Below are 24,894 nucleotides of genomic sequence, written 5' to 3' on the forward strand. Positions count from 1 at the left end.
ACCGCCGTGAGCTCATTCAAACGAACCAAGCAACACTCTCTCCGCCCGCGCCGCCACGTCCAGCAGCATCCGATCGCGCCCGCGTGCGGCGATCAGTTGCAGGCCGAAGGGCAGGCCCTGCGAATTGGTCCCGCACGGAATCGAGATCGCCGGCACGCCGGCGTGGTTGGCGTAAGGCGTGAACACCGCGTGCGCCCGCGGCATGGCGGGTTTGCCACCAATCTCCGCTGGGCCGAGCTGCGTGAACGGCCAGGCGACGCAGGGCACGGTCGGCGCGAGCAGCACGTCGACCTCGGTGAAGAACGCCGCAAACGCGCGCGCGATCTGCGTGCTCGCTTCCATCGCGCGCGCCACGTCTGCGCCGCTCAGGCCGAGGCCGCGCTCGATCTGTTTGGCGATGTCCGGGTCGAACTGCGTGGGATCGCTGCGAAAGCCTTCGCCGTAGAGTGCGGCCAGCCCGGCGTGCTGCAGCGGCATCACCGCGTCCTCGGCGAGGCCTGCCGGCCAGATCGGATTCTTGTCCTCGATTGTCATGCCACTGGCGCGGAGCCGGGCGACGGCCTGCTGCAAGCCGGCACTCACCTCGTGATCGACGGCGACATCCAAGCCGAGCCGCGGCGAGAATGTCACGCGAAGCGGCTTCTCCTGATCGGCCGCGGCCACATCGAACGCATCGGGATCGCGCGGATCGGCACCGGCCATGACCTCGAACGCAAGCCTGGCATCGGCGACATCGGCGGCGATCGGCGCAATCACCGAAATCCGCCAGAACGGCTCGGCAAAGCCCGGCCCATAGGGGATCGCACCATAGGACGGCTTGAAGCCGACCACGCCGACATGGGCCGGCGGCCGCCGGCTCGAGCCGCCGGCATCGGTGCCGATCGCGAGCGGCACGAGCCCGGCCGCCACCGCCGCAGCCGGCCCGCCGGACGAGCCGCCGGGCGTGAGCTGCTGATCCAGCGGATGGCGGGTCGGCCCGTACAGGAGCGAGGTCGTCACGCCCTTGCAAGCGAATTCGGAGGTCGCGCCGATGCCGACAATGACGGCGCCAGCGCGCCGCACCCGCGCGATGGCGATCGCATCCTCTGGCGCAATGAAATCGGTGAACAGCCGCGAGCCCTGCGTGATGCGCCAACCCTCGACCCAGATGTTGTCCTTGACCACGATCGGCACGCCAGCCAGCGGGAGCTGCTCTCCGACTGCAACACGCGCGTCGACGGCATCGGCCTCAGCGTACGTACGTTCGGGATCGATCGTGACGACGGCGTTGAGGTCGCGCGCCGCGGCAATGCGCGCAAGCGCCTGCTCGGCCGTCTCTCTGGCCGACGCCTGCCGTTCCAGGACAGCGCTTGCGATCTGGGATGCCGTCACGGACATGATGTCTCAGTCCATTGCGTGGCTGGCGCGACGACCGATTTCGCGTCTATCATCGCAGCAAAGACAGGATGAGGTGGGTGATGGCCGGCGGGATCTCGGTTCATGCGGTTGACGTGGCGAACGGGCGCCCCGCGCGTGGCCTGCGCGTCGCGATTTGGCGCGTGACGCCGGATCGCACGCTGCTCGCGGAGGGACAGCTCGGCGCCGACGGCACGCTGCAGGCGCCAGTCGTCAAGGGCGAGGGCGTCACGGCCGGCGAGTATGAGGTGCTGTTCCATGTCGGCGAGTTCTTCGGGGCAAACGCTCAAACGAAATTCCTCACCACTGTGCCGTTTCGCTTCGCGATCGACAAGGTCGAGGAGCATTTTCACCTGCCGCTGAAATTCACGCCCTGGGGCTATTCGATCTTTCGTGGGGCCTAGTGCGTCGCGCGCGGCCGTCCTTCGAGACGCCCGCCTGCGGCGGGCTCCTCAGGATGAGGGCTGATTTCGCGGCGAGATATTCACCCTCTCCATGAACACACGGCTCATAGTTCACGTGTAGCTCCAGCTTCGGCGCCGGACTCTCTTCTCGCTTCCCGATCTCTGGTCTTTTGATGCAACCTCCGCAACGCTGCGCGATGCAGTGCCCTCGCCCCTTGTGGGAGAGGGCATCGCCGGCTGATCCTCAGGCTCGGTCGGGTGAGGGGTCCTCTCCGCGAGCGCAACTCGTTGAGACAGACCCCTCACCCGACCGAGATCGTTGCGCTATTGTAAATGCCCTCTCCCATAAGGGGCGAGGGCGCAGTCACGGCCGTCCCGCCCGCGGCAAGGTCGATCGGTTTCTCGCTTCTCCATGAGGTTGCTCTCCATGAACACGCTGACAGCATGTTCATGGTCCTGTGTGCAGCGGCCGCTCCGCCGCTTGACCCTCATGATAAGGAGCGCCGCCCAAGCGGCGCGTCTCGATCCATGAGGCCCCCGACCTCGCGCCACTAACCCGTCAGCCGCTTCGACAGTCCCGTCGTCCTCTCCATGATCGCCATCAGCGCGATCGTGGCGATGATCAGCACGCTCGACAGTGCAGCGATGGTGACGTCGAGCTTGCCTTCGAGGTCCTGCCACATCCGGATCGGCAGCATGTCGGTGGCGGCATCGCGCAGGAACAGCGACACCGGCACGTTGTCGAACGACGACATGAAGGCGATGAACGCGCCGGAGATGATGCCGGGGCGGATCAGCGGCAGCACGATGCGGCGGAACGTGTAGAGCCTGCTGGCACCGAGGATCGCCGAGCTTTCCAGCAAGGTCGGCTCGAGCTGGGCCAGGGCGGCGACGGTGTTGCGGACGACGTAGGGCACGCAGACGATGGTGTGGCCGATGACGAGTGTCAGCAGCGACACCGGCAGGCCGACCAGCGAGAAGAACATCAGCGCCGCAAGCCCGAAGGCGAGCGCGGGCAGCACCAGCGGCGACATGAACAAGGAGTCCAGGAGCTTTGCGGTCAGCGTCTTGGAGCGCGAGATCGCCAGCGCCGCGGCGACCCCGAGCACGATCGAGAGCCCCGTCGACCACAGCGCGACGACGACGCTGTTGCGCGCGGCGAATTGCAGTTGCCAGGCGTTCCACAATTCGACGTACCAGCGCGTCGAATAACCGGGCGGCGGGAATTTCAGCGAGAAGCCGGACGTGAAGGAGACGATGACCACGACCAGCGACGGCGAGACGATCAGGATCAGCGCCATGATGGCAATGACCGTCATCACGATCTGGAAGCTCAGCGCTTCCCAGTTTTTTCGCCGCCTGCTCATCGCGCCTCTCCATAGCCGCGGGCACGCCGCCCGAGCATCGAGAACAGCGCGACGATGGCGAGCACCGCGAACAGGAAGATGATCGAGATCGCCGCCGCGAACGGCCAGTTCTGCAGGGTCGAAGCCTGCTGGTACAGATACATCGGCATGAACAGCATCTGGCCGCCGCCAACCAGCGACTGGGTGATGAAGGCGGTGATCGCCGCAGCATAGGTCAATGTGCAGCCGGCGATGATGCCGGGCATCGACAGCGGCAGCATGACCTTGACGAAGGTGCGCCAGCTGCCGGCGCCGAGCGAGGCCGAGGCGTCGGACAGGTTGGGGTCAATGCGGCCGATCGCGGTGATCAAGGGCAGCACCATCAGCGGCATCTGCACCTGCGCAAGCGCGGCGATGAGCCCGCCTTGCGTGTAGATCATGCGCAGCGGCGTGCCGATCAACCCGAGTGATTGCAGAACGGAGTTGATGATGCCCTGCCGTCCCAGAATGACGATCCAGGCGAAGGTCCTGACCACGACGCTGGTGAGCAGCGGCAGCAGCACGATCATGATGATGAGCGTCTGCACCCGGCTGCCGGAGCGCTGGTAGAGCCAGGCGATGGGATAGCCGAGCACGAGGCAGGCGAGCGTCACCTCGGCGCCGAGCAGCAAGGTCGAGCCGAGCACGGCGAGGCTGAAGGGGTCGGTCAGGAACTTGATGTACTGGCCGAGCCCCCACACCGTCGCCGCGGTGTCGTTGTGCAGCGAGAGAAAAAGAAGTTGCGCCAGCGGCAGCACGAAGAAGATGGCGAATGCCAGGCTCAGGGGCAGCGCAAGCCCCAGGCTGAAGCTGGTCACGTCTCCAGGCGCTGCCGTCGCGCTCTTCATCGCGTCAGATCTTGATGTCGCGGTTGAACTTCTCGATCCAGGACGCGCGCTGCTCGTTGATCTTCTTCCAGTCCTGGAACACGAACTTCTTCTTCAGCTCCGCGGTGTCCTTGGCCAGCACCTTGGCGATCTCGCCGGTCATCGCGACCTTGGTGTTGGTCGGCACGATCAGATAGGGCGGGTTCATCAGCGCCGTCTGCACCTCCGGCGACAGCGCCGCCTCGATCAGCTTGAAGGCGAGCTCCTTGTTCGGCGAGTTCTTGACGATGTGGATGGTGGTCTTGAAGGCGATGGCGCCTTCCTTCGGCGCCACGAACTCGACCGGCACGCCCCGGGCCTTCAGGATCTGGATGGCGTTGAAATTGCCGGGCGAGATGTCGATCTGGCCCTGCTGGAACAGGGTCGCCAGCGCGCCCGGATTGGCGGCGACGGCGGCGAGGTTCGGCTTCAGCTCCTCCAGCGCCTTGAAGCCCTCATCGACATTGGCCTCCGAGCCGCCGCGCATGCGCGCGATCTCGACCAGCCAGCCGGTGCCGAGCGTGGAGTTCAGATTGGTGATGCCGACCTTGCCCTTGAATTCGGGCTTCCACAGATCGGCCCACGACGTCGGCGGCGTCTTCACCGTCTCGGGATTGTAGGTGAGGCCGACGACCTGGAAGAACGGCGCCGGGCCCATGGCGTCCTGCGCTTCGGGAATCAGGTCCTTGAAATAGGTGCTCTTGTCGGCCGGGTAGGGCTCGACGAGATCCTGTCCGATCGCGACCAGCGCCGGACCGGGATCGTGCAGCATGACGTCGATCGGCGGATTGGCCTTGGCGGCGTTGACCTTGGAAATCTGGTCGACCGACAGCATCGGATCGAGCACGATTGCCGCATCAGCGTTGGCCTTGCGGAAGGCGGGGACCAGCACGGCCTTGTGTGCTTCTTCCCAGCTGCCGGTGAAGGTCGCGAACACCAGCGGCCGTGCCTGCGCGAGGCTGAGACCGGGGAAGGCGTGCATGGCTCCCAGCGTCAACGCGCTGGTCAGGAGCCGGCGGCGGTCAAGCATCATGTTTCACTCCGATGTGGTGGTTGTTCATTGCGGGAAGACGGTCGCGAGTCCGGGCGCGAGCGGCGCGACGCGCACCGGCGTGCCGGCCTCGCGCAAAGGCGTGCCGCCGGTGCGGGCCTGCGAAATCTTGATGCTCGATCCGTCGCGCGCCTTGATCTCATGGACCACCGTGGCGCCGAGCGGCAGCGCCATGCCGATCTCGCCGGCAAAGCCGGAGTCATCGCCGACGAAGGTGAGATGCTCGGGACGCAGGCAGACGGTGACCTTGTCGGAGGCACGGACCGGCTGCGGCGCTCGGGCGATGATCTCGCCGCCGGCCTCCAGCGCGACCTTGACGCCGTTAGCATCGGCCGTCACGACCACGCCCTTCATCTTGTTCGCGGTGCCGACGAAGCTGTTCACGAACAGCGTCTGCGGCTGGTCGTAGATCTCGGACGGTGTGCCGAACTGTTCGAGATGGCCATGACTGAGCACCGCGACGCGATCGGCCATCGACAGCGCCTCCTCCTGGTCGTGGGTCACGATCAGCGTGGTCGTGCCGGCCATGCGCTGCAGCCGCTTGACCTCGATCTGCATGTCCAGCCGCAGATTCTTGTCGAGCGCGGCGAACGGCTCATCGAGCAGCAGGATCGACGGCTTGATCGCGAGCGCGCGCGCCAGCGCCACGCGCTGCTGCTGGCCGCCGGACAATTGTCGCGGCAGCCGCTCGCCGAACGGGCCGAGCTGCACCATGTCGAGCAGCCGCTGCGCCTCCTTGTTGCGCGTCGCCTTGTCGACGCCGCGCGCGGCGAGGCCGTAGCCGACATTCTCGGTGATCGAGAGATGCGGAAACAGCGCGTAGTTCTGGAACACGATGCCGACCGCGCGGCGATTGGGCGGCAGCGCGTCGACGACGTCGTTGCCGATGATGACGCGCCCCTCGCTCTGGCCGATGAAGCCGGCGATGATGCGCAAAAGCGTGGTCTTGCCGCAGCCCGAGGGCCCGAGCAGGGCAATGATCTCGCCGCCTTTCACGTCGAGATTGATGTCGGAGACGGCGATCGCTCCGCTGGCGAAGCGGTGCGTGATCCGATCCAGAACGAGCGACTTGGCGTCCGATACGCTGGCCATGGGCTTCCTGCTCTATTCGTTTGAAAAAGCAAGAAGCGTGCCGCCTTTTCAGGCAGCGGCGGCGGCTTGTGTACAGAAGTGGAAGTGGGGGTAGGGGAGTAGGACGAGTTTCGCCCCGAGCGCCAGCTAACAAGATTGGCTCGGCCCAACTATCCGTCGCGATGCTCCAGTCGCGCGGCCAAGGCCTCCGGCAGCCCCGTGGTCGGCTTCGCGGCCGGGCGGCGGAAGGTGCCGGCGGTGGCCTTGCGCATCCTCAGCGCCAGCAGTGCCTCGGCCTGCTTCACCGCCGCGATCACCTGGTCGACCACGGGCACCGGAATGCGGTGCGCGACGCGCGCGGCAAGGCCCGACAGCGGCGCGCCGGCAAAGATCAGCACGTCGGCATCGTTCTCCTCGACCGCGCGCAGCGCCAGCTCGACCAGCAGCTCTTCCTTCTCGTGCTGCACGTCGGAGATCTGCTTGAAGCTGCCGTCGAGCATGCGGATGCCGGCGCAGCGCTCCATCAGCCCGTGCATGCGCACGCACTCCTCGTACCAGGGGCCAAGCGCCTGCGCGAAGGTGACGATCGCGAAGCGCCGACCGGCCATGCAGGCCGTCAGCATCGCCGCTTCCGCAAGCCCGATCACCGGCACGTCGAACAGCTCGCGCGCCGCGAACAGGCCGGGATCGCCGAACGCGGCGACGATCGCGGCGTCGAACGTGCCGTTGCGCTCCGCCAGCATCTCCAGTGCGACGGCGCCGCCGATCTGCGCCTCGGCGCGGGTGGCGATATAGGGTACGCCGCGCGGCGCGGTGCAGGGGATCAGCGTGGTGCCGGGCGCGGCGGCCTCGCGGCCGACCTGCAGCATCAGCTCGGTGATGTCGGTGCGGATGTTGGGATTGAGCAGCAGGATGTTCATGGCGCCTCGCGAGTGGATATCCGAGCTTGCCCGAGGGATTGCTGCGTTGTCCAGAACGGTGGCCGTCAGGGCGCGCCTTCGACCACGATGCCTATCAGCGTGGCAAGCAGAGAGAGGATCGCACCGATGCTGAGCAGCCGCCGCAGCTTCAGGAACCAGGCGCGCGGGTGGTCGCCGCCGAAGCTGTACTCATCGGAGACCTGCGCCGTCAGCAGCGCGACTGTGAGCAGCACCAAAGCGGGCAGCGGCGGCAGCAGCAGCGCGACCCAGCCGAGCAAAGAGGGCGTCACCCCCCAGCTCATGCGCGGCCAGCCTGCCAGGACCGGCGTCTGCACGGCGATGCCCCAATGGATCGCGCCGAGAAAGCTCACGATGACCGCGCCATAGCCGATCTGCGCGCGCAGCGCGGCCAGCCGGATCGGATCATCACCTGCGATCGCCAATACCGCGAGGCCCGCGAACGGAACCAGCCCGGCGAGGCCGAGAATGCGCATCGGAGCGGGGACGCCGGACATCATGACGCTAGCCTTCTCGGCACTTGGCGACCGCAGTGGAGGTCCGGCCGCGGTCGGATCGGCAGCGGTCCGAACAGTATTTCACCTCGTCCCAGTCGCGTGCCCATTTGCGCCGCCACGCGAACGGGCGGCCGCACGTAGCGCATATCCTGGTCGGCAGGTCGGCCTTGCGCCGCATCTTCGGCATGGCGTCACCACGGGACCGGCGTGCCGCGCCGGGGCAGGGCCGCATCCGCTGCTGCCTTGCCGGAGCGCGTCGCGATCCGTTCGCCCATCATGTTCGTCCTCGCCGACCAGTGCGCGGCGCCGGCTCCGGCCGGCACCATCCACGCTGGGCAACGATCGACGGGCAACGACGGATCAGTGGCCCGTGGTCGCGGCTCAGGCTTTGGTCACATGCACGGCGGGTGTCGCACCGCCGTTCCACTTGCCGTCGATCGCGCGCTCGATCTGGGCCGCGAGCTGCAGCAGCAGGCCGTCGTCGGCCTGCTTGCCGATCGCCTGGATGCCGAGCGGCAGGCCGTGCTCGTTGGTCGCGAGCGGCAGCGAGATTGCGGGGATGCCGCAGAGATTGGCGAGCGGCGTGAAGGCGAAGTTGCGCCACAGGTTCTCGAACCAGTCGAGCACGGACGGATTGTCGCTGATGGTCAGATATTCGGTGGTGCCGATCTTCGGCGTCGGCAGGGCCGTGATCGGAGTGAGGATGATGTCCCAATCCTCGAAGAAGGCACCGAAGGCACGCGACGTCGTGTTGAACACCGCCTGCATCGCCGCGCGCTCGGCAAAGCTCGTATCGCGACCCGCTTCCCAGATGCGGATGTTGATCGGCTCGATCAGCTCGGCCGGCGGCCGCTCGAGCTTGCGCGACGCGAGCAGGTTGTTGATGACGATCGCGAAGTTGGAGATGTAGCAGGTCGTCTGCGCGGCGAACGCGGCGCGATAATCGACGTCCGGCAGCGCGTAGCCGACGTGGTGGCCGAGGCCTTCCAGGAACTTGCCGACACCCGCCAGCTCTGAAGCGATGTGCGGCGTGGCGCGGTAGTCGCCCCATTGATGCGACAGCGCGATCCTGAGCTTGCCGGGATCGCGCTTGATCAGCTCGACATACGGCTCCGGCGTGGTCCAGTACGGCATGAACTCGCCCGGCGCGCCGCCGCGGCAATGGTCGACGAACGCCGCGGTGTCGCGCACGCTGCGCGACTGGCAGCCCTGGATCGAGACAAGCCCGGAGAGATCCGACAGATGCGGCGCGATCGAGAACACGCCGCGCGAGACCTTCAGGCCGATATTGCCGTTGACGCCGGCGGGAATCCGGATCGAGCCGCCGCCATCGGTCGCATGCGCGATCGGCACGACGCCGGCGGCGACCATCGCCGCGCTGCCGGCCGAGGAGCCGCAGGTCGTGTAGTCCGTGTTCCAGGGATTGCGCGTGACATAGACGGCCGGGTTCTCCGCCGAGCTGCAGACGCCGAACTCCGGCGTCGTGGTGCGCCCCATCAGGTTGAGGCCGGCCTTGCGCATCTTCCCCGTGAGATGCGTATCGGCGGCGGGGCGGTTGCCGCGCATGTAGAGCGAGCCCTGCTCCTGCAGCCGCCCGGCCATGGTCGGTCCGAGATCCTTCATCAGGAACGGCAGGCCGGCGAAGGCGCCGTCGGCATTGGCGCCCGCCTTGATGGGATCTTCGACGGCGTCGGCAAAGACCTCGACCACGCCCGACAGCGCGGGATCGACCTTGGCAATGCCTTCAGCCGCCTGCCGCGCCAGCTCCGCCGCCGTCAGTTCGCCATTGCGAACGCGCGCCGCCAGCGCCATGCCATCATGCCGGGCCCACTCGTCCCAGCTCATCGCCAACGTCATCTGTCTTCCGATCTTTCGCGCGGCGCATCGCGTGTTCGATGAGTTCGCGCCTTGCATGTTCCGCGACGCGAACCTTAGTTTGCGAAGGCGGCGAGTCAATCAAGCACGCTGCATGCCGCCAATACGGCGCGCTCATGCGCCACGGCTTACCGGTGATCGCACAGGTCCACGCGCGTTCCGGAAATCGGCACTCGGGCGCTCCTTCGGCCGATCGCGGCGGATGCACGCTGTGCCGCGCCGGGCGCGCCGTTCCCGGTTCCTCTTGTTACATTGTTGCTGATCGACAACCGCGCCGGCCGCGTGCTATCCGCTGGCCGAACAGGGGGCGCGGTGCGCAGCATTGGCAAACGAGATGACACGAGCCGTTCGCGCATGCTGCGCCGGATCGCGGCCGCCTGCCTGATGCTCGCCTATGTGCTCGCCGGCGCGCTGCACGGCGCCTGTGACATCGACGTCGCCCATCCCTCCGCGGGCAAGCCGGAGATCGCGTCGCTGCTCGACCGCGCCGGCCACACCGATCAGCGCGGCATCACCGACCATCATTGCCATGGCTGCTTCTCGGTGGCCGTGCCGCAGCCGCAGTTCGCCGCGGTCCCGGCCGAGGTCGTGGCCGCAACCGAGTGGGCCATTCCCCCGCTCGGTGCCGGCGTCCTCCCCGAGTCCGAGTCTCCGCCGCCAAGACGCCTGAGCTGACGCAACGTGCCGGACGGCCGACGCCGTCCATCCTTGCCCGTCCAGACAGGTTCATCTCATGCCATTCCCCGGGATGGCTGCGCGCGCCATCGGCGCCGCAGCCCTGCTCGCTCTGTCCGTGCACGCGTCAGCGGCGCAGACGCTGACCCTCCGCGCGGCGCTGTCGCGCGCGCTCGCCGCCAATCCACGGCTGTCCGCCGCCGACCGCGACATCGGCATCGCCTCCGGCCAGCGGCTGCAGGCGGGCGCGCTGCTCAATCCCGAGCTGTCCTATGAGCAGGACAATTCATTCGGCTCGGGTCAATATCGCGGCACGCGGTCGGCCGAGACCACCTTGCAGATCAGCCAGGCGTTCGAATGGTTCGGCAAGCGCGACGCCCGCATCGCCGCCGGACAGGCCGGCGTGCGGGTCGCCGAGATCCAGCGCCAGGCGGTGCGGCTGGAAGTGCTGTCGGAGACCGCGATCGCCTTCGTGACGGTGCTCGCCACGCAGCGGCGCATCCAGATCCTCGACGATCAGGTCGCAGCCCTCGATCGCCTGACGCCGCTGCTGCGCCGTCGCGTCGAGGCGGGCGCGTCGTCGCCGGCGGAGACCGGCCGCGCCGAGGTCGCCTCGGCGCTGGTGCGGGCCGATCGCGAGCGCGTCAAGGCGACGCTGTCGAGCGCGCGCCGCGAGCTCGCCGTGCTGATCGGCGACAGCTCGGCGAAGCTCCCGGCCGTCACCGGCCGGTTCGATGCGACCGGCCAGCCGCCGGCGTTCCAGACCGTGATCTCCGCCATCGATGCCAATCCGCAGCTCGTCCGCTGGACCGCGGTCTACGCCCAGCGCAATGCCGAGCTGCTGCTGGCCCGGCTCAAGCCCTATCCCGATGTCCGCATCAGCGCCGGCTGGCGGCATTTCAACGACACCCAGGATGATGCCGTCAGGCTCAGCGTCTCCGTGCCGATCCCGGTGTTCGACCAGAACCAGGGCAACATCCTCTCGGCGCAGGAAAGCCTCGCCAAGACCGAAGCCGAGCGCAAGGCCAACCGCAACGCGCTGCTGGTGATCGCCGGCCGCGCCTACGACTCGCTGCAAGGCTCGCTGCGGGAATTGTCGGTGTTGCGCGAGATCGCGATCCCCAGGGCGCAGGAGGCCGCCGACGAGATCGCGCAGGGCTACAGCGCCGGCCGCTTCTCTTTGCTCGAAGTGCTGGACGCGCAGGCGAGCGTGGCGCAGGCGCGGCTGCGCGAGCAGGAGGCGCTGCAGAACATCCATGTCGCCGTGGCGACGATCGAAGGCCTGGTCGGCCGTCCCTTCACCCTGGCACGGGAGACCGCGCGATGAGACCATTCACCATCATCCTGATTGCCGTCCTCGCCGCCGCGGCTGGCGCCGGCGCATCGCGGCTGCTGCTCGGGGCGGAGCCGCATGCCGACGCAACGGTCGGCCATGCCGATCATGCCGAGAAGGCGGCGCCGAAGGATCATGTCGAGCAGGACGAACATGGCGCCGACCGCATCCGCATCAGCGACGTCAAGCTCGCCGCCGCCGGCGTCGCGCTCGCCGAGGCCGGCCCTGCGACCTTGTCCGATACGTTGTCGTTCAACGGCGTGCTCCGCGCCAACCAGGAAGCATTGGTGCAGGTCACCCCGCGCTTTCCCGGCATCGTCCGTGCCATCAAAAAGCGCATCGGCGACACCGTCGCCAAGGACGAGCTGCTCGCGGCGATCGAGAGCAACCAGAGCCTGACGGCGTATGATCTCAAGGCGCCGATCGGCGGCACCATCATCGACCGCCAGATCTCGCTCGGCGAATACGCCTCCGAGCAGAAGCCGGCCTTCGTGGTCGCCGATCTCTCGACGATCTGGGTCGACCTGTCGATCTACCGCCAGGACCTCAGGCGCGTCCGGCTCGACGACGAGGTGCTGATCGACCCCGATGACGGACGCGGCGCGATCCGCGGCCACGTCTCCTACATCGCGCCGGTCGGCGCCAGCGAAACGCAGACCGCGCTCGCCCGCGTCGTGCTGGCCAATCCCGACGGCCGGCTGCGTCCGGGCCTGTTCGTCACCGCGCGGCTGGTTCTCGCCAAGCGCAGCGTTGCCGTGGCGGTCCGCGCCAGCGCGATCCAGACCCTGGAGAACAAGACCGTCGTGTTCGTGCGCGAGGAGGGCGACAAGATCGAGGCGCGTCCCGTCGCGCTCGGCGAATCGGATCCGACCTATGTCGAAATCCGCGACGGTCTCTCTGCCGGCGAACACTACGTCGCCGAGAACAGCTTTGTGGTGAAGGCGGAGATGGGCAAGGGGGAGGCCGAGCATGATTGACGCGATCCTCGCCTTCGCCGTGCGCCAGCGTTGGCTGGTGCTGCTCGTCGCGCTCGCTGCGGCCGGATTCGGCGCCTGGAATTTCACCCGGCTGCCGATCGACGCCGTACCTGATATCACCAACGTGCAGGTGCAGATCAACACCAAGGCACCCGGCTACTCGCCGCTCGAGACCGAGCAGCGCATCACCTTCCCGGTCGAGACCGCGATGGGCGGCCTGCCGAAGCTGGACTACACCCGCTCGCTGTCGCGCTACGGCCTCAGCCAGGTCACCGTCGTATTCCAGGACGGCACCGACATCTATTTCGCGCGCCAGCTCGTCAACGAGCGCATCCAGCAGATCAAGGACCAGCTGCCGCCGGGCGTCGAGGTCGCGATGGGACCGCTCTCGACCGGGCTCGGCGAGATCTTCATGTATGCGGTCGAAGCCAGGCCCGGCGCCAAGACGCCTGACGGCGCGGACTACTCGCCGACAGATCTGCGCACCATCCAAGACTGGATCATCCGGCCGCAACTGCGCGGCGTGCCGGGCGTGATCGAGGTCAACACCATCGGCGGCTTCGAGCGCCAGTTCCACGTGCTGCCGGATCCCGGCCGTCTCATGGCCTACAAGATCAGCTTCCGCGACGTCATCGCCGCGCTCGCCTCCAACAATGCCAATGTCGGCGCCGGCTATATCGAGCGCAATGGCGAGCAATATCTGGTGCGTGCGCCGGGCCAGGTCGGCAGCGCCGCCGAGCTGAAGGACATCGTGATCGGCGCCCGCGGCGGCACGCCGGTGCGCATCGGCGACGTCGCCGAGGTCAGCGAAGGGCGCGACCTGCGCACGGGAGCGGCGACGCTCAACGGCGAGGAGACGATCCTCGGCACGGCGATGCTCCTGATCGGCGAGAACAGCCGCGCCGTGGCGCAGCGCGTCGCGGCCCGGCTCGACGACATCGCCAAATCGCTGCCCGAGGGCGTGGTCACGCGCACGCTCTACGACCGCACCCATCTGGTCGAAGCGACGATCCGCACCGTGGAGAAGAACCTGCTCGAAGGCGCCGCGCTGGTCGTCGTCGTGCTGTTCCTGCTGCTCGGCAACATCCGGGCCGCGCTGGTCACCGCCTGCATCATCCCGCTGTCGATGGCAATGACCATCACCGGCATGGTCGAGAGCAGGGTCAGCGCCAACCTGATGAGCCTCGGCGCGATCGATTTCGGCATCATCGTCGATGGTGCCGTCATCATCGTCGAGAACTGTCTGCGGCTGCTGGCCCAGGCGCAGCATCGCAAGGGCGGGCTGCTCACGACCGCCGAGCGGTTGCAGACCATCGTCAGCGGCGCGCGCGAGGTGATCGGCCCGAGCCTGTTCGGCACCGGCATCATCGCCGTGGTCTATCTGCCGGTGCTGACCCTGACCGGCGTCGAGGGCAAGATGTTCACGCCGATGGCGCTGACGGTGCTGATGGCGCTCGGCGCCGCCGTGCTGTTCTCGATCACCTTCGTGCCGGCGGCGGTCGCGATCTTCGTCACCGGCAAGGTCTCCGAGCAGGAGAATCTCGTCATGCGCGGTGCGCGACGGATCTACGCGCCGCTGCTGCGCGGCGTGATCGCGCACCGCCTGATGGTCGCGGCGGTCGCCGTGATGATCGTCGCGGCGAGCGGCTTTGCCGCGACGCGCATGGGCGGCGAGTTCATCCCGAGCCTCGACGAGGGCGATGTCGCGCTCGCGGCGTTGCGCATCCCCGGAACGAGCCTGACCCTCTCGGTCGACCTGCAGAAGGCGCTGGAGGCGCGGCTGCGGCTGATACCCGAAGTGAAGGACGTCTTCACCCGCATCGGCACGGCGGAGGTGGCGACCGATCCAATGGCGCCGTCGCAGGGCGACGGCTACATCATGCTGAAGCCGCGCCAGGAGTGGCCCGACCCGGCGAAGCCGAAGGCGCAGCTCGTCGCCGAGATCGAGGCGGCGGCCGACGAGATCCCCGGCAGCAACTACGAGATCTCGCAGCCGATCCAGCTGCGCTTCAACGAGCTGATCTCCGGCGTGCGCAGCGACGTCGGCATCAAGATCTTCGGCGACGACCTCGACATCCTGCAGGGGGCGGCGCGCCAGGTCGAAGCCGCGATCCGTGGCGTCAATGGCGCCACCGACGTCAAGACCGAGCAGGTCGCGGGGCTGCCGATCCTGACGGTCAGGATCGACCGCCAGGCGTTGTCGCGCTACGGCCTCAGCGTTGCCGAGGTGCAGAGCGTGGTGGAAATCGCGATCGGCGGCAAGGCTGCTGGGAAGCTGTTCGACGGCGACCGCCGCTTCGACATCGTCGTCCGGCTCCCCGAGCGTCTCCGCGGCAATCTCGATGCGATCCGCGCGATCCCGATTCCGCTGCCGGCGGGTGAGGAGGCGAATGCCGCGCCGCTGCGCACCGCGTTCTCCTCGGTCGCACAGCCGCGCTATGTGCCGCTGTCGTCGGTGGCCGCGGTCGCCTCGGCGCCGGGGCCGAACCAGGTCAGCCGCGAGAACGGCAAGCGGCGGATCGTCGTGTCAGCCAATGTTCGCGCCCGCGACCTCGGCTCGTTCGTGACCGACGCGCAGGCCGCGGTCGCCGAGAAGGTCAAGCTGCCGCCGGGCTATTGGATCGGCTGGGGCGGTCAGTTCGAGCAACTGGTGTCGGCGACCAAGCGTCTCACGATCGTGGTGCCGATCGCGCTCGCACTGGTGTTCCTGCTGCTGTTCATGAGCATGGGCTCGTTCGCCGATGCCGCGCTGGTGTTCTCCGGCGTGCCATTGGCGCTGACCGGCGGCATCGCCGCGCTGCTGCTGCGCGGCCTGCCGCTGTCGATCTCGGCCGGCGTCGGCTTCATCGCGCTGTCCGGCGTCGCCGTGCTCAACGGCCTGGTCATCATCGCCTTCATCGAACGGCTACGCCGGGAGGGACGCTCGGTGCGGGCCGCGGTGGAGGAGGGCGCGCTGGCGCGATTGCGGCCGGTGCTGATGACGGCACTGGTCGCCTCGCTCGGCTTCGTGCCGATGGCGATCGCGACCGGCGCCGGCGCCGAGGTCCAGCGCCCGCTCGCCACCGTCGTGATCGGCGGCATCATCTCGTCGACGATGCTGACGCTGCTGGTGCTGCCGGCGCTCTACGTGCTGTTCAGACGCGAGGCGCGGAGCGTGTAGGCGGAAGCGGCATGCAGCTCGCGACTTCGTAGCTGCATGCCGCGCGCGCTGGCGTCGAACCTAGTTGAAGGCCATCGGCGCCGCGCTGGCCATCCAGCCGTCCGGCCGCGCGTTGCGGGCGAGCCGCTGATATCTCGGCGCACGGGCTTCGCGCGTGACACGCGCCGCTGCGCCGAACATCGTGGAACCGCCCGTCGGGTTCACGATCGTGTAGCCGGCAATCGAGCGCGGATGCTCGCGGGTGACGTGACCGCCGGAATTGCCGTCGTGCACATACCAGATGTTGCCCGCGACCTGCTGCTGCAAGATCATGACGTGGCCGGAGCGGACCGCCGCCATGCCCGGTGCGGGAGCCGCGCGTGGAAAGCGACGCCAGTTGGATGCGAGATTCAACTCGGGAATGACCCGGCCGAACGTATAGAGCGACGCTTCGCAGCCACAGAAGGCATGCGGGCATCCCGACGGCCGGCCACCGACAACGCGGCCCTCGCCGGGGATCGAGGCCATGGCGTTCATGAAGGAGTGATGATGACGGTACGAGTAGTGATGATGATGGTGACGAGGACGCGCCTCGGCTTGAACGGAGAGAGCCAGCAATGCGGCGACGACAATAACAACGCGGTACATTTGGAGGACTCCTGTACGCTGTGAAATCCCCTGCCGCGCGCCAATCAACCTCTAAACATGTCCTCAAAGTGACCGAATCCCCTGTGAGCCATGCATTTGCGCGACAGCGCTGTCCGGTCATCCCGGTTCCAATTCATCAGGAGTGATTGACTCTCGATGTCGAGGATGACTCACAAACAGTCGAATGTTCCGCGTGGGAAGACCATGCTACCTACTAACAATGCGGCGACCGAGGCTGGCCTTCAGTCGTCCTGATAGCTGCAAAGATGCAGTCAGGATGAGTAACATCCTCCACGCGTGAGGCGCTTTTGCACATTCCGTTCCAGATCACGACAGGAGATCGTCATGACCACGTTCCGCGGCAGTTGCCTCTGCGGCCGCGTCGGCTTCGAGGTCGAGGGGCCGTTCGACAAATTCCTCAATTGCCATTGCTCGCGCTGTCGCAAGGCCAGCGGCACGGCGCACTCCTGTGAGGTCGTCGTCAAGGCGGCGGCGCTGCGCTGGCTGCGCGGCGAGGCGAGCGTCACGCGGTTCGACCTGCCGCAGGCGCGCAGCTTCGCCGCGGCCTTCTGCAGTACGTGCGGCAGTCCGATGCCGCATCTGACGCGCAGCGGCCGAGAAGCGATCATTCCTGCCGGCGGCTTCGATGAGCCGCTCGGCACCGTACCCGATCGCCACGTGCACTGGGCGTCACGTGCCGACTGGTACGTCGATGGTGGTGGGCTGCGTGTCGACGACTGACTCGATCGAGAATGCCGCCCGTCGGGCGACTCATGTCGTTGGGCTGTGATGAACAGGCCTGTTCCTGCTCCTGATCTGCTCGATCGCCGCTGCGTCTGGAGACTGATTTCCTGAGCAGGTTCAGGCCGATTTGGGCTGTCCAGTCCCGGCAGAAAAAATATCCTGCTTGGCGGTTTCGGAAAATCATGATTGTTTGTCGCTGTCCCGCCTCATCGACGAGGGGCGTATCGCGGTCGTCACGACACGTGGAGGCGGGATGTGATGGGCGGGCCGGTTTGCAGCGTGGTCATTCGCGCGGACGAACAACATCGGCTCGCACGGTCAAGTCGCGTGGTCCTGATACTCCGATGCCAGTATCAAGCCTGCGTTGGCGCCAATGGCGCCGCGTGGGTGACGGTGACCAAAAAGCCCGGCGCACCGGGGAGAACGCGAAGCAGCCGTAAAGCCATCGCGCAGGGAGGGCCGGATCATCCGGCTGGACCTGTGGTACCTGCCGCCTGCATTTTTTGAGCAGGCGGGCCACGGGCCTCAGTCGAGGTCCGGCCTTCCCTGCACCCTCTCGTTTGAAGAGGGTGAGACCACTGTATCACTCGGACGCCTGGGGCGCCGCGAGGCGATGGACGCACATCTCCATATGCCGCTCAAAATTGTTGATCACGACGCGCCACTGGCTCAGTGCCGACCCTCCCCCTCCAGGGCAGGGCTATCGCATATGGAGATACAGGGCCATCGCGATGAACGATTCTGCAGGTTAGTTACTCCGTCATGCCCGGGCTTGTCCCGGGCATCCACGTCGTTCTCAGCATGCCGACCGACGTGGATGGCCGGGACAAGCCCGGCCATGACGACGCGGAGAGAGGTAAGCGCAAAACCTCGATCGCCATATGTGATAGCCCTGCCCTCCGAGGGAGAGCGCCACCGAGCTCGCGGCTCAGCTTTGGAAAGCGACGGGTGCGGACCCACAGGGCCGTTTTGAGGTGTCAGCCATGTCTCCGAACGCCTTCACGGCAGTTGTCCGGGCCATGCCCTGCACGACGACGAAGGCGGAGAGGCGACGCAGGAGCCGTCCCTCCTTCGCCATTGACCGCCCGACCGTTTGGCCTATCTCTTCAACACCGCAAAGAAACGGAACTGGACACCCCTGATGACCGCACATGTCAGCAACTTCGATGCCGCCATCGATCCCGTGAAGCTCGACCGCCTGGCCGAGGTCGCGGTGAAGGTCGGCTTGCAGCTTCGGCCCGGTCAGGATCTGCTGCTGACCGCGCCGTCGGTGGCGCTGCCGCTGGTGCGCAAGGTCGCCGAGCACGCCTACAAGGCCGGCGCGGGGATCGTGACGTCGTTCTTCTCCGACGAGGAGCTGACCTTGGCGCGCTATCGTTTCGGCCATGACAACAGCTTCGATCGCGCCGCCGACTGGCTCTATCAGGGCATGGCCAAGGCGTTCTCGGAGAACACCGCGAGGCTCGCCATCGTCGGCGACAATCCGATGCTGCTGTCCGGCCAGGATCCGGCCAAGGTGGCGCGCGCCAGCAAGGCCAACTCCAAGGCCTATCAGCCGGCGCTGGAGAAGATCACGAATTTCGAGACCAACTGGAACATCATCGCCTATCCGAGCCTCTCCTGGGCCAAGCTGGTCTTCCCGGATGTCCCGGAAGAGGTCGCGGTGGCGAAGCTCGCGGACGCGATCTTCGCGGCGTCGCGCGTCGATCGCGAGGATGCGGTGTCGGCCTGGGAGCGCCACAACGCGGTGCTGCGCGAGCGCACCGAATGGCTCAACGGCCAGCGCTTCAGTGCGCTGCATTACACCGGACCCGGCATGGACCTGACGATCGGTCTCGCCGACGGCCATGAATGGGAGGGCGGCGCCTCGACCGCCAAGAACGGCATCACCTGCAATGCCAACATCCCGACCGAGGAAGTGTTCACGACGCCGCATTGCCGTCGCGTGTCGGGTCACGTCGTCAGCTCCAAGCCGCTGTCCTATCAGGGCACGCTGATCGACAACATCCAGGTGAAGTTCGAGGAGGGCCGCATCGTCGAGGCCAAGGCCTCGAAGGGCGAGGAAGTGCTGAACAAGGTGCTCGACACCGACGAGGGCGCGCGTCGGCTCGGCGAAGTCGCGCTGGTGCCGCACTCCTCGCCGATCTCCAAGAGCGGCCTGTTGTTCTACAACACGCTGTTCGACGAGAACGCCGCCTCGCACATCGCGCTCGGCCAGTGCTACTCGAAGTGCTTCGTCAACGGAACGTCGCTGTCGCCGCAGCAGATCGCCGCCCAGGGCGGCAACCAGAGCCTGATCCACATCGACTGGATGATCGGCTCGGCCGACACCGACATCGACGGCCTCCATGAAGACGGCCGCCGCGTCCCGGTGTTCCGCAAGGGCGAGTGGGCTTGAAGGGCGAGTGGGCCTGACGCATGACGGGCCGGCGCCACGTGCACCGGCCCGAAGCGGGCCGCGAGCAATGCTCGCGGCGGTGTCGTCGTCGGTCGAACAGTCCTACTGCTTGGCGCTGCCGGTGGTGGCCTGCACGTCGATCGTGATCCGTTCCGACATGACCGGCTTGTTGTGCGGGATGTGGCTCCAGTCGCCGAGCACGAGCTGCAAGGTGTGCTTGCCCGGCGTGAGATTGACCGAGGCTTCGGTCTGGCCCTTCCCGAAATGCACGTGGCCGGCATCGACCGGGATCGCCTCGTTGAGCGCATCGCCCTCGAGCGCGGGCGCGTCGATCAGCAGATGGTGGTGGCCGGTGTTGGGAGCCTCGGTGCCGGACGGCGCGACGCCCATGCCGGACAGGCCGAAGCGGATCAGCACCGGCGAGGAGACGGTGTCGCCGTCCTTGAGGTTGATGAAGTAGGCCTTGGCATTCTCGGGGGCGGGCGTTTCGCCCGCCATGACGACGCCGGTGGTTGCAAGGGTGGCGGCAGACAGCGTGAGGGCGAAGGCGAGGCTCAGTCGGCGCATCCTGGGAAATCCTTATCTCTGCGAAGGCGGCAAATCTCTAAAGGTGACGGCACAACTCAGGATGGGCAGGGCGACCGGAGGGGCGCCTGTCCGCATCTTGCAGTGCGGCTAAACAGTAGATCAGCAGGTTTGGCGAGGCCGCGAACAAATTGCGGCGTTCGCGTGAAGTTTATAGCGCTGGCGTGGTTGTGATGCGACGGCTGGTCGCGGCGATTGGTTCAAATCTTAACGACTGCGGAAAGCAGCCATTAGGTGCAACCGGCTACGCTCGCAGGCTCATGCCGGCGTTCGCCCGGTCATTTCAGTCCCATGCATTTGAGGTCCAAGATGTCTCCGTCCTTGATCGAAACCGCCAATCTCACCGTCGACCTGGCGCCCGCTCCGATCGAGCCATCCTGGATCATCGAGGGCAATCCGACCGCGACCTCCTGCACCATCGCGCGCAGCAGCGACGGGCTGGGCTCGACCATCGTCTGGCATTGCACCGAGGGCAAGTTCAACTGGTATTACGATTTCGACGAGACCATCCTGATCCTCGAAGGCGCGATCACGCTGGAGAGCGATGGGCTCCCGGCGAAGCGCTACGGGCCGGGCGACGTGATCTTCTTCCGCGACGGCGCGCATGCCAAATGGCATGTCGAGGGCCACGTCAAGAAGCTCGCCTTCTGCCTGAAGACGCAGCCCTATGTGCTCGGCCTCGCGGTGCGCGTGATCAACAAGCTCAAGCGCATGTTCCTGACGCCGGAAGGCCGCCGCGGCACCAGCCTCGCGGGCGCCTAGACGCCGTCGAGAATGATCACCGTCGGCATCGAGGGCAGCAGCTCGCGCGACATCTTCAACGTCCGCTCGCCGCGCCGGTCGATCTCGAACTGCTGGCCGATCTTGCGCATGAACTCGTCGAGCGGCGTCGCGAAGCGGTGCATCGGCAGCACCACCGAGGCGCGCAGACGCTTGGTGATCTCGGAGATGCCGTCGAGCGACATCGTATAGGTGCCGTCGATCGGCACCATCACCACGTCGAGCCGGCCGATCGCGGCGAAATGCGTCTCGTCCAGCTTGACGTGCAGATGGCCGAGATGGCCGATGCACAGGCCGGCAACCTCGAAGATGAAGATCGAGTTGCCGTCCTTGATCATGTCGATGCCGATGGAATCTCCGAAATAGCGGCGGATGTCGGTGGTGATGTTGCGGATCAGCACGTCGCCGATCCGCTCGTAGATCTGGGCCGGCTTGCCGTCGTCGCCCCAGCCATGCAGCACGTGCGGGATGCGCGGATCGGGCGCCAGCGTGTAGTGCGTCGAATGCGCCCGGTTCATGGTGATGACGTCGGGCAGCCGCCCGACCTGATAGGCGCCGCTGTAGTCGGTGGCGATGCGGATGCCCATCGGCGTGTCGATGAAGTAGGTCGAGTGGCCGGCATAGGTGATTGTCACCTCGTTGCCGGCCGCCGCCGTCCGGCGCAGGCTGACCGGCATGGCGCGCGGCGGGCCGCCGGCCATCGCCAGGCACTCGCTGGTGCGCGGCCCCGATTGCGCCACCGCGGGCGATGCGAACGCGACCAGGACGGCAAGCAGCGAGACCAGCGAGCGCAGCATGGCAGTTCCCCTTCAACAGCGCGTGCGAGTGTAGCGAGGAATTGCGATCAGAACTATCCTCGGCAACGCCCGGCTCGAGAGCGCGGCGCGATGCGGGAGGATGGCATGACGGATCAGGTGTTGCAGCCGCTGCGCGAGATCGACGCAGGCGTGCTCCGCATTGCCTATTTCGAGGGCGGGCCGGCCGACGGTCCCGTCGTCATCCTGCTGCACGGCTATCCGTACGATATCCACGCCTATGTCGAGGTCGCGCCGCGGCTCGCGGCACAAGGCTGCCGCGTCGTCGTGCCCTATCTGCGCGGCTATGGACCCACTCGTTTCCGCGACGCATCGACGCCGCGCTCGGGCCAGCAGGCCGCGGTCGGCGCCGACCTGATCGCGCTGATGGATGCGCTGGCGATCCCGCGCGCGGTGTTCGCCGGCTATGATTGGGGTGGCCGCGCGGCCTGCGTCGGCGCGGCGCTGTGGCCCGAGCGCTGCACGGGTCTGGTCTCCGTGAACGGCTATCTGATCCAGGACATCGCGCGGGCGCTGGAGCCGGCGCCGGTGACGCGCGAGTTCGCGTTCTGGTATCAATGGTACTTCCAGACCGAGCGCGGACGGGCCGGGCTCGCGGCCCACCGCGCCGAAATCGCACGGCTGCTGTGGCAGCAATGGTCACCGCACTGGCGCTTCGACGATGCGACCTTCGCGCGCGCGGCGGAGGCGTTCGACAATCCCGATCACGTCGATGTCGTGATCCACAGCTATCGGCATCGCTACGGGCTGGCCGAGGGGGACCCGCGCTATCAGGACATCGAGCAGCGGCTGGCGAGCCTGCCTGTCATCGCGGTGCCCACGATCACGCTCGATGGCGACGCCGACGGCGTGATCCCGGCGACGGACGGCCAGGCGCATGCTGCGAAGTTCAGCAACCGGATCGGCCATCGCGTGATCCCTCGGGCCGGCCACAATTTGCCGCAGGAAGAGCCGGCGGCGTTCGCCGCCGCCGTGATGGAGGTGCTGCGCTGAACGCTTCAGGTCCGTGCCGGGCTCAGCTTCCAGGCCGCGAGCAAGAGGCCCGCGGTCATCAGGCCGCAGACGATCGCAGCCTCGGGCAGCGCGAGCGCCAGCGCCGCGGTCGCCGCCCAGCCGATCGAGGAGAAGGCCTCGGCAAAGGTCGCCAGCCGCGACGAGGTCTGGCGGCGCCGGAACTGGCTGCGCCGCGCCTGGATCCGGAACCAGAGCTGGATGGCCGTGGAGGAGACGGTCGCAACCAGAACGGCAACGGCTGTGACCACCGCCTGCGCCGGCGCGACCCAGCCGAGCGCGAGCACGAGAGGCGCAAAGATCATCGCGATCGTGATCAGCACGACCTCGACCTTGGCGCGCACGATGCGCGTCCCCGGCAGCGGCGCCGTCGCCACCAGTTCGGGCGCGTCCTCGCCGGAGATGGTGAGCCAAGCGAGGCCGCCCGCGAGCTGGCCCGCCGCCATCACGACGACCGGCGTGATCAGGAACACCGCCTGCGAGCTGTCGGAGTAGCTGCGCCACAGCAGCAGCGCCGGAGGCACCAGATAGAGCAGTTGCATCAGCGTCTGCGAGATCAGCCAGGGATCGCGCCGCAGCAGCATGAACTCCTTGCGCCGCAGCGCCTGCTGCCGCGAGCCGCCGCGAAACGACCTGACGCGTGCGCCGGCGCGGCTGGAGACGCCCTGGGCCGCGGCGCTGATCGCGGTGTCGGCGAAACGCGGCGAGAACATGATCATGACGACGCCGAGCAGCAGCAGTCCGGTGGCCAGCAGAATCAGCAGCGCCTGGCCGTCGCCGAGCGCCGCTCGGGCCGGCAGCCAGACAAGACTGTCGGGATCGGGCGCGATGGCGGCCGCGGCATCCGAGGTGAGGACGGCGAAGCGCGACAGCGTGCCATAGGAGACGATCGCTGCGATCTGCAGCACGATGACGAAGCCGGCGCCGATCACGGCCGCCAGGATCTGGGCGACCAGCCGCGTTCGCGCCGGGCCGATCAGGCGGAACAGGACGATCGTGATGGCGATGGCGATAGCCGCCGCCGACAGGCCGACGGCTGCGACCACGACGAACGCCGCGAGCCAGCGCGCGCCACCCTCGATCAGGAGCACGTCGACGAAGGGGGTCGCGAGCAGCAGCGCCATGCTGGTCACGGAGAGCGCGATCGCCGCGATCCGGACGGAGAAGATCTCGGCCAGCCGCACCGGCGACGACATGATGAGATCGAGGTCGGCTCGGGCGTAGAACACGCGGGTGACAGACTCGATCGCCTGCGACAGCATCAAGGCCCAGGACAGCATGATGGTCGCGGTGATGACGATCAGCGCGGTCTTGTCGAGCGGCGGCGCGAGATCGGCGTAGCGGCCGACCACGACCCAGGCCGGCAGATGCATGAGGGCGCCGAACAGCACGAGACCGATGATGGCGGCCCGCGTGCGGCGCCGCCGGCCGGCCGTGATCATGCCGAGCCATTCCCGCCAGGCGAGCCGGAGCTCGTGACGGGCGAACCAGGCGAGCGTCGCCGCCCGCGTCATGCCGCGGACTCGACGTCGACCAGCGCGATGAACAGCTCCTCCAGGCTGGTGTCGGTGCGCCCGTTCTGCTGGCGGAGCTCGGCGAGCGTGCCCTCGGCGACGACGCGTCCGGCGGCGATGACGCCAATCCGGTCGGCCATGCGCTCGGCGACTTCGAGAATGTGCGTGGTCATGATCACCGTGCCGCCGCGGCGGACGCGCTCGGCCAGCAGGCCCTTGACGTGCCGCGCCGACACCGCGTCCAGGCCGGTCAGCGGCTCGTCCAGGATGATCAGCCGCGGGTCGTGGATCAGCGCGCCGGCGAGCGCCACCTTCTGGCGCATGCCCTTGGAGAAGCCTTCGCAGCGCTCGTGCAGATGCGGCTCCAGCCCGAGCGAGACCAGAAGCTCGGTTGCCGCCTCACCTGATCTCGCGGGATCGATGCCCCACAGTCCGGCGACGAATTCGAGATATTCGAGCGGCGTGAGCTTGTCGTAGATCATGGGCTCGTCGGAGACCCAGGCCATCACCTGCTTGGCGGCGATCGGGTCGCGCAGCGCGTCGATGCCGAAGATCTCGATCCGCCCGGCATCCGGCCGCAGCAGGCCCGCGACCATGCGCAGCGTGGTCGTCTTGCCGGCGCCGTTCGGGCCGACCAGTGCGTAGAATTCACCCGAGCGCACCACGAGGTCGAGCGCATCGACCGCCGGCCGCTCGAAACATTTCGTCAGTCCTCGCACGGCGAGGGCGGGGCTGCCTGGGATCATGACGGCACTATCGCCTCGTTCGGTTGGCGTCTGCAATGTGGATGCAA

23 protein-coding genes are annotated in these 24,894 nt (G+C 67.3%); 9 read left to right on the forward strand and 14 right to left on the reverse strand.

Annotated features, from left to right (window positions below):
• Positions 1-12 precede the first annotated feature (12 nt).
• The gene (locus tag ACQR1H_RS09315; protein WP_315805249.1) at positions 13-1,377 is read right to left on the reverse strand and encodes an amidase; all 1,365 of its coding nucleotides are present in this window, start codon (positions 1,375-1,377) and stop codon (positions 13-15) included.
• 80 nt (positions 1,378-1,457) lie between these two features.
• Between ACQR1H_RS09315 and uraH the strand changes: the two genes are divergently transcribed.
• Entirely contained in the window at positions 1,458-1,799 is a 342-nt protein-coding gene (uraH, locus tag ACQR1H_RS09320) for a hydroxyisourate hydrolase (protein WP_316182818.1), read from the forward strand.
• Between the two features lie 551 nt (positions 1,800-2,350).
• Here the strand turns inward: uraH and ACQR1H_RS09325 are convergent.
• The 8 genes from ACQR1H_RS09325 to ACQR1H_RS09360 form a co-directional block, all read right to left on the reverse strand.
• Positions 2,351-3,166, reverse strand: coding sequence for an ABC transporter permease (locus ACQR1H_RS09325; RefSeq protein WP_316216698.1), 816 nt, complete (start codon positions 3,164-3,166; stop codon positions 2,351-2,353).
• Positions 3,163-4,032: an ABC transporter permease gene (locus ACQR1H_RS09330; RefSeq protein ID WP_434907452.1), complete on the reverse strand. Its 870-nt coding sequence runs from the start codon at positions 4,030-4,032 to the stop codon at positions 3,163-3,165. The genes ACQR1H_RS09325 and ACQR1H_RS09330 overlap by 4 nt, the downstream gene beginning before the upstream one ends.
• A gap of 4 nt (positions 4,033-4,036) precedes the next feature.
• Entirely contained in the window at positions 4,037-5,083 is a 1,047-nt protein-coding gene (locus ACQR1H_RS09335; protein ID WP_434907453.1) for an ABC transporter substrate-binding protein, read from the reverse strand.
• 24 nt (positions 5,084-5,107) lie between these two features.
• Positions 5,108-6,193, reverse strand: a complete 1,086-nt coding sequence (locus ACQR1H_RS09340) for an ABC transporter ATP-binding protein (protein ID WP_434907454.1) — start codon at positions 6,191-6,193, stop codon at positions 5,108-5,110.
• 149 nt (positions 6,194-6,342) lie between these two features.
• The gene (locus ACQR1H_RS09345) at positions 6,343-7,092 is read right to left on the reverse strand and encodes an aspartate/glutamate racemase family protein (RefSeq protein WP_434907455.1); all 750 of its coding nucleotides are present in this window, start codon (positions 7,090-7,092) and stop codon (positions 6,343-6,345) included.
• A gap of 65 nt (positions 7,093-7,157) precedes the next feature.
• A complete protein-coding gene (locus ACQR1H_RS09350; protein ID WP_434907456.1) occupies positions 7,158-7,610 on the reverse strand; it encodes a DUF3429 domain-containing protein in 453 nt (150 codons plus the stop codon).
• 4 nt (positions 7,611-7,614) lie between these two features.
• Positions 7,615-7,794, reverse strand: a complete 180-nt coding sequence (locus ACQR1H_RS09355) for a DUF2256 domain-containing protein (RefSeq protein WP_434907457.1) — start codon at positions 7,792-7,794, stop codon at positions 7,615-7,617.
• Positions 7,795-7,988: 194 nt separating this feature from the next.
• Positions 7,989-9,464 (reverse strand): amidase, encoded by a 1,476-nt coding sequence (locus ACQR1H_RS09360; protein ID WP_434898473.1) that lies wholly within the window; start codon positions 9,462-9,464, stop codon positions 7,989-7,991.
• A gap of 273 nt (positions 9,465-9,737) precedes the next feature.
• Between ACQR1H_RS09360 and ACQR1H_RS09365 the strand changes: the two genes are divergently transcribed.
• The 4 genes from ACQR1H_RS09365 to ACQR1H_RS09380 are packed head-to-tail and all read left to right on the forward strand — an operon-like array spanning position 9,738 to position 15,627.
• Complete coding sequence (locus tag ACQR1H_RS09365) at positions 9,738-10,157, forward strand: hypothetical protein (RefSeq protein ID WP_434907458.1); 420 nt, start codon at positions 9,738-9,740, stop codon at positions 10,155-10,157.
• A gap of 58 nt (positions 10,158-10,215) precedes the next feature.
• A complete protein-coding gene (ihpA, locus tag ACQR1H_RS09370; protein ID WP_434907459.1) occupies positions 10,216-11,484 on the forward strand; it encodes a divalent metal ion exporter subunit IhpA in 1,269 nt (422 codons plus the stop codon).
• A complete protein-coding gene (gene ihpB / locus ACQR1H_RS09375; protein ID WP_434907460.1) occupies positions 11,481-12,467 on the forward strand; it encodes a divalent metal ion exporter adaptor subunit IhpB in 987 nt (328 codons plus the stop codon). Before ihpA ends, ihpB begins: the two co-directional genes overlap by 4 nt.
• A complete protein-coding gene (locus ACQR1H_RS09380) occupies positions 12,460-15,627 on the forward strand; it encodes an efflux RND transporter permease subunit (RefSeq protein ID WP_434907461.1) in 3,168 nt (1,055 codons plus the stop codon). Before ihpB ends, ACQR1H_RS09380 begins: the two co-directional genes overlap by 8 nt.
• A 60-nt stretch (positions 15,628-15,687) precedes the next feature.
• Here ACQR1H_RS09380 and ACQR1H_RS09385 read toward each other — a convergent pair whose 3' ends face one another.
• The gene (locus tag ACQR1H_RS09385) at positions 15,688-16,254 is read right to left on the reverse strand and encodes a hypothetical protein (protein ID WP_434863994.1); all 567 of its coding nucleotides are present in this window, start codon (positions 16,252-16,254) and stop codon (positions 15,688-15,690) included.
• A 345-nt stretch (positions 16,255-16,599) separates the two neighbouring features.
• On the opposite strand from ACQR1H_RS09385, the gene ACQR1H_RS09390 reads away from it, so the two are divergent.
• Both ACQR1H_RS09390 and ACQR1H_RS09395 read left to right on the forward strand, forming a co-directional pair.
• Positions 16,600-16,995, forward strand: a complete 396-nt coding sequence (locus ACQR1H_RS09390; protein ID WP_434907462.1) for a GFA family protein — start codon at positions 16,600-16,602, stop codon at positions 16,993-16,995.
• Between the two features lie 1,144 nt (positions 16,996-18,139).
• The gene (locus ACQR1H_RS09395; RefSeq protein ID WP_434907463.1) at positions 18,140-19,396 is read left to right on the forward strand and encodes an aminopeptidase; all 1,257 of its coding nucleotides are present in this window, start codon (positions 18,140-18,142) and stop codon (positions 19,394-19,396) included.
• A gap of 102 nt (positions 19,397-19,498) precedes the next feature.
• Here ACQR1H_RS09395 and ACQR1H_RS09400 read toward each other — a convergent pair whose 3' ends face one another.
• Complete coding sequence (locus ACQR1H_RS09400; RefSeq protein WP_315805232.1) at positions 19,499-19,963, reverse strand: DUF4399 domain-containing protein; 465 nt, start codon at positions 19,961-19,963, stop codon at positions 19,499-19,501.
• 327 nt (positions 19,964-20,290) lie between these two features.
• Between ACQR1H_RS09400 and ACQR1H_RS09405 the strand changes: the two genes are divergently transcribed.
• Positions 20,291-20,743 carry a cupin domain-containing protein gene (locus tag ACQR1H_RS09405; RefSeq protein WP_315805231.1) on the forward strand — a complete coding sequence of 151 codons (453 nt, stop codon included), beginning with the start codon at positions 20,291-20,293 and terminating at the stop codon, positions 20,741-20,743.
• Here the strand turns inward: ACQR1H_RS09405 and ACQR1H_RS09410 are convergent.
• Positions 20,740-21,558 carry an MBL fold metallo-hydrolase gene (locus ACQR1H_RS09410; protein ID WP_434907464.1) on the reverse strand — a complete coding sequence of 273 codons (819 nt, stop codon included), beginning with the start codon at positions 21,556-21,558 and terminating at the stop codon, positions 20,740-20,742. The two genes, ACQR1H_RS09405 and ACQR1H_RS09410, sit on opposite strands and share 4 nt — an antisense overlap.
• 105 nt (positions 21,559-21,663) lie before the next feature.
• Here ACQR1H_RS09410 and ACQR1H_RS09415 point away from each other — a divergent pair, with 105 nt between their 5' ends.
• The gene (locus tag ACQR1H_RS09415) at positions 21,664-22,569 is read left to right on the forward strand and encodes an alpha/beta fold hydrolase (RefSeq protein WP_434847829.1); all 906 of its coding nucleotides are present in this window, start codon (positions 21,664-21,666) and stop codon (positions 22,567-22,569) included.
• A 5-nt stretch (positions 22,570-22,574) separates the two neighbouring features.
• Here ACQR1H_RS09415 and ACQR1H_RS09420 read toward each other — a convergent pair whose 3' ends face one another.
• On the reverse strand, positions 22,575-24,101 hold the full coding sequence (locus ACQR1H_RS09420) for a permease (protein WP_315805228.1): 1,527 nt from the start codon (positions 24,099-24,101) through the stop codon (positions 22,575-22,577).
• Complete coding sequence (locus ACQR1H_RS09425; protein ID WP_316182836.1) at positions 24,098-24,847, reverse strand: ABC transporter ATP-binding protein; 750 nt, start codon at positions 24,845-24,847, stop codon at positions 24,098-24,100. Before ACQR1H_RS09425 ends, ACQR1H_RS09420 begins: the two co-directional genes overlap by 4 nt.
• Between the last annotated feature and the right edge of the window lie 47 nt (positions 24,848-24,894).

The organism is Bradyrhizobium sp. HKCCYLRH2015 (assembly GCF_051168215.1).
Classification (GTDB): domain Bacteria; phylum Pseudomonadota; class Alphaproteobacteria; order Rhizobiales; family Xanthobacteraceae; genus Bradyrhizobium.

Coding starts and splice junctions, on each gene's coding strand:
- ACQR1H_RS09330 (WP_434907452.1), bottom strand. CDS start 4,032: ATGAAGAGCGCGACGGCAGCGCCTGGAGACGTGACCAGCTTCAGCCTG.
- ACQR1H_RS09325 (WP_316216698.1), bottom strand. CDS start 3,166: ATGAGCAGGCGGCGAAAAAACTGGGAAGCGCTGAGCTTCCAGATCGTG.
- ihpA (WP_434907459.1), top strand. CDS start 10,216: ATGCCATTCCCCGGGATGGCTGCGCGCGCCATCGGCGCCGCAGCCCTG.
- uraH (WP_316182818.1), top strand. CDS start 1,458: ATGGCCGGCGGGATCTCGGTTCATGCGGTTGACGTGGCGAACGGGCGC.
- ACQR1H_RS09390 (WP_434907462.1), top strand. CDS start 16,600: ATGACCACGTTCCGCGGCAGTTGCCTCTGCGGCCGCGTCGGCTTCGAG.
- ACQR1H_RS09355 (WP_434907457.1), bottom strand. CDS start 7,794: ATGCCGAAGATGCGGCGCAAGGCCGACCTGCCGACCAGGATATGCGCT.
- ACQR1H_RS09340 (WP_434907454.1), bottom strand. CDS start 6,193: ATGGCCAGCGTATCGGACGCCAAGTCGCTCGTTCTGGATCGGATCACG.
- ACQR1H_RS09335 (WP_434907453.1), bottom strand. CDS start 5,083: ATGATGCTTGACCGCCGCCGGCTCCTGACCAGCGCGTTGACGCTGGGA.
- ihpB (WP_434907460.1), top strand. CDS start 11,481: ATGAGACCATTCACCATCATCCTGATTGCCGTCCTCGCCGCCGCGGCT.
- ACQR1H_RS09415 (WP_434847829.1), top strand. CDS start 21,664: ATGACGGATCAGGTGTTGCAGCCGCTGCGCGAGATCGACGCAGGCGTG.
- ACQR1H_RS09420 (WP_315805228.1), bottom strand. CDS start 24,101: ATGACGCGGGCGGCGACGCTCGCCTGGTTCGCCCGTCACGAGCTCCGG.
- ACQR1H_RS09315 (WP_315805249.1), bottom strand. CDS start 1,377: ATGTCCGTGACGGCATCCCAGATCGCAAGCGCTGTCCTGGAACGGCAG.
- ACQR1H_RS09350 (WP_434907456.1), bottom strand. CDS start 7,610: ATGATGTCCGGCGTCCCCGCTCCGATGCGCATTCTCGGCCTCGCCGGG.
- ACQR1H_RS09360 (WP_434898473.1), bottom strand. CDS start 9,464: ATGACGTTGGCGATGAGCTGGGACGAGTGGGCCCGGCATGATGGCATG.
- ACQR1H_RS09345 (WP_434907455.1), bottom strand. CDS start 7,092: ATGAACATCCTGCTGCTCAATCCCAACATCCGCACCGACATCACCGAG.
- ACQR1H_RS09425 (WP_316182836.1), bottom strand. CDS start 24,847: ATGATCCCAGGCAGCCCCGCCCTCGCCGTGCGAGGACTGACGAAATGT.
- ACQR1H_RS09395 (WP_434907463.1), top strand. CDS start 18,140: ATGACCGCACATGTCAGCAACTTCGATGCCGCCATCGATCCCGTGAAG.
- ACQR1H_RS09400 (WP_315805232.1), bottom strand. CDS start 19,963: ATGCGCCGACTGAGCCTCGCCTTCGCCCTCACGCTGTCTGCCGCCACC.
- ACQR1H_RS09405 (WP_315805231.1), top strand. CDS start 20,291: ATGTCTCCGTCCTTGATCGAAACCGCCAATCTCACCGTCGACCTGGCG.
- ACQR1H_RS09410 (WP_434907464.1), bottom strand. CDS start 21,558: ATGCTGCGCTCGCTGGTCTCGCTGCTTGCCGTCCTGGTCGCGTTCGCA.
- ACQR1H_RS09385 (WP_434863994.1), bottom strand. CDS start 16,254: ATGTACCGCGTTGTTATTGTCGTCGCCGCATTGCTGGCTCTCTCCGTT.
- ACQR1H_RS09380 (WP_434907461.1), top strand. CDS start 12,460: ATGATTGACGCGATCCTCGCCTTCGCCGTGCGCCAGCGTTGGCTGGTG.